Raw genomic sequence first — 2,457 nt, 5'->3', positions numbered from 1 at the left:
TGCACGAACTGAGCGGCCGGCCCCGCCGGCCGCTCAGTTCGTGCAGCCCTCCTCGCCCGTTGCAAGCGTCACGCATGCCGTGGCGTCGCCCGCGTCCTTGACCGCGACCATCGACGTGTACGCGATGTTGTCGCCGGCCTTTTCGACCGCCGCCGTCTCCTTGACCTTGCCGGCCGTCACGCGCACCTTGTCGCCCTGGGTCGCCAGCGTGATGCGGGCCCAGGCCGCGCGGCAGTTCACGCTGTAGCGGACCTCGACCCGGGCCGTGCCGACGGTGGCCTCGTCCGCGGTCTTCACGACACCCGTCGTGCACCCCATGGTCTCGGGGTCCTTGCCGGTGCAGTCGGCCCCCGCGCACTTGACGCCGGCCGGGAGGTCGGGTTCCGTGCCGGCCCCGGTCGAGGCGTTCGCCGGCGGCTTGTTGTCGGCCTCGCTCCCGCCGCCCCCTTGGGTGAGGAAGAACGCCGCCGCGATCACGACGAGCGCCCCCACGGCTCCCGCGAGGAACATCGTCACGCGCCGCCCGGCCCCCGAGTCGCCGCCGTCGGGACGGCCCGTGCCGCCGGGCGGCGGGCCGAAGACACCGGACGGAGCCGCCGCACCACCACCCGCGCGGGCCGCCGACCCCGACGACGCCGAGGACGCCGAGGACGCCGACGACGCCGACGAGACCGCAGCGGCCGGGGTCTGCGGAGTGGAGGGCGCTCCGGCCGACCCCGAGGTGGACGAGGGCGAGGTGGCCCCCCAGTTGACGCGGGGAGCACTCGCGGCCGCCCCCGGCCCACCGCCGTACCGCGACGACGACGAGGACGAGGACGAGGAGGGTGATGTGGTCGAACTCCCGTACGGCGGGCGAGATGTGCGCTCCTCCTCCGGCCCACGCGGCTGCGGCGGAACCGTCGGCGAGACACCCGCCGGACCCGCGATGCCCGGTGTCGCCGTCACGCTCCGGCCCGCCCTGGCGTTCTGGCCGCCCCTGACGATCGCCTGGCCCCCGGTCTCGCCCAGCGCGGCGCGCGCCTGGGAGATACGGATGGCCTCCATGGTCATGTCGTGGCGCATCTCCGAGCGGCTCCAGGCACGCTCGGCCAACTCCCACATGGTCGTCAGATGGACGGGGTTGGTGCCGGTCACCTCGGCCAACGCGACGATCGCGCCCTTCGGCGCGAGCAGTCTTCCGTTGAGATACCTCTCCCATGACGTCTTGCTGTAGCCCGTACGGTCGGCCACCGCGGCGATGCTCAGTCCACCGCGGTCGACGAGTCTGCGCAGCTGACTCGCGAACTCCTTGACCTGTGGATCGAGTTCATCCGGCAAGGCCCTCCAACGAGGCATTGATTCCCCCCTCTTCCCCGCGAGCGTCTCTGTCCATGCCCCCCGTGCCGACTATCCGTGTGCCGCGCATGATGCCCTCGCTGAATCCACTGAATCCACTGAATCCTGGTCCGTGACCGAGCCCGAGGCCCCCTTCCGCACCCCGTCCTGGCCTACCCATTGGGATGCGCCCTGCCGGGATGCCAGTTCCCGGAAAAGGGGCGTGCGGGAGCATTTCGGGCCGGGCGCACCCCCTCGCGCGCCCCCTGCCGGTCCGTGGTCCAGTGTCCCACCGCCATCCCGGCTTTCCGGGCGGAATGACAGATCCCCGCGCGGGCCGTCCCGGACCGTCCCAAAAGCTCACGTTAGCCCTGGTGCCGAGCCGATCGTCGGTAAATCCTCGAACTCGTCAGCACATCAACGCGACCACCGCACAGACACGGCCACCCGCGTCGAACAGGGTTGCGGAAGCGGCACCGGCGTCCGGTGCGTCGTGACGGTCGGAAGGTCGTACGGGGACCAGGGGGATCACATGCAACTCAAGGCCAGGCTGCTGCTCGTGGCCGCCGCCGTGACGGCCTCGGCCGGGCTCGCGCTCGGTGCCGCCGCTCCGCTCGCCACGGCCTCCGGGCCGCATGCCGTCGACGGTTCGGGCGCCGCGTACAACGACTGGGGCGACGAGGGCACGCTGTCCGTGAACAGCCACTCCAGGAGCAACGCGACCCGGCTGTGGCAGAGCGTGCTCTACGCCGACGGCGCCAAGTGGAAGGACTCCGGCGGCACGCTGCACACCTTCACCCCGTGGGACATCGACGGGATCTTCGGCTGGAAGACGCGCTCGGCGACGAAGTACTGGCAGGCGCAGGAGGAGTTGGAGGACATCGACGGCATCGTCGGCCAGGAGACCTTCGGGCAGGCCGACGGATTCCTCGACGGGCCGTACGCCGGCGGCCTGGTGACGTACACGGGCACCGTGAACCAGGTGACCTTCAAACGGCTCGCCGGGAAGTACTACGTCCGGGTCGGCTCGAAGTGGAGGCTCGCCGCGTACGACTGGCGCAGCTGAGGTCGGGGCGGCCCGGCGGCGCCGCAGGGCTCCGCCGGGTTGCCTCGGGGTTGCCGCCCGCACGCGCCGAGGGGCCG

General features: G+C 71.9%; 2 protein-coding genes. One reads left to right on the top strand and one right to left on the bottom strand.

Features of this window, described 5'->3' with window-relative positions:
• Positions 1-33: 33 nt before the first annotated feature.
• A complete protein-coding gene (locus AOK15_RS23750) occupies positions 34-1,335 on the bottom strand; it encodes a helix-turn-helix domain-containing protein (RefSeq protein WP_205632215.1) in 1,302 nt (433 codons plus the stop codon).
• 511 nt (positions 1,336-1,846) lie between these two features.
• Here AOK15_RS23750 and AOK15_RS23745 point away from each other — a divergent pair.
• The gene (locus tag AOK15_RS23745; protein WP_055520146.1) at positions 1,847-2,380 is read left to right on the top strand and encodes a peptidoglycan-binding domain-containing protein; all 534 of its coding nucleotides are present in this window, start codon (positions 1,847-1,849) and stop codon (positions 2,378-2,380) included.
• Positions 2,381-2,457 lie beyond the last annotated feature (77 nt).

This window comes from Streptomyces ossamyceticus, assembly GCF_001418475.1.
In the GTDB taxonomy this organism is placed as follows: domain Bacteria; phylum Actinomycetota; class Actinomycetes; order Streptomycetales; family Streptomycetaceae; genus Streptomyces; species Streptomyces ossamyceticus.
Note: the sequence above shows the minus strand (reverse complement) of the source record. Positions and strands in the feature narration are given on the sequence as shown.

Bases quoted from the DNA above. Each gene is read 5' to 3' on its own strand.
- AOK15_RS23745 (WP_055520146.1), top strand. From the start codon at position 1,847: ATGCAACTCAAGGCCAGGCTGCTGCTCGTGGCCGCCGCCGTGACGGCC.
- AOK15_RS23750 (WP_205632215.1), bottom strand. From the start codon at position 1,335: ATGCCTCGTTGGAGGGCCTTGCCGGATGAACTCGATCCACAGGTCAAG.